At 68.6% G+C, this 401-nt stretch carries 1 protein-coding gene; it reads left to right on the top strand.

Going from position 1 to position 401, the window contains the following annotated elements:
- Positions 1-401 (top strand): amino acid ABC transporter ATP-binding protein (locus GVL04_RS24295; RefSeq protein ID WP_159709183.1); only part of this gene is annotated, 401 nt, incomplete at both ends.

Here is a 401-nt window from a genome sequence, read left to right as displayed (position 1 = left end):
TCCATACTCTGCACACCGAGGCCGCGCTGATCGCGCTGCGCAAGCGCGTGGGTTTCGTGTTCCAGCAGTACAACCTGTTCCCGCACCTCACCGTGCTGGAGAACCTGGTGATCGCGCCCACCCGCGTCGTGGGCCGCGACCGGGCCGAGGCCCGGAACGAGGCACGCGCCCTGCTCGACAAGGTGCGCCTGTCGCACAAGGAGAACGCCTACCCCGGCGAACTCTCGGGCGGCCAGCAGCAGCGCGTCGCCATCGCCCGCGCGCTCGCCATGCGGCCCGAGCTGATCCTGTTCGACGAGGTCACTTCCGCGCTCGACCCGGAAACCGTCGGCGAGGTGCTCACGGTGATCCGCGACCTGGTGAAGGACGGCATGACCTGCGTACTCGTCACGCACGAGATG

The sequence above is a fragment of the Arthrobacter sp. 18067 genome (assembly GCF_902706295.1).
Lineage (GTDB): Bacteria > Actinomycetota > Actinomycetes > Actinomycetales > Micrococcaceae > Arthrobacter.
Note: the sequence above shows the minus strand (reverse complement) of the source record. Positions and strands in the feature narration are given on the sequence as shown.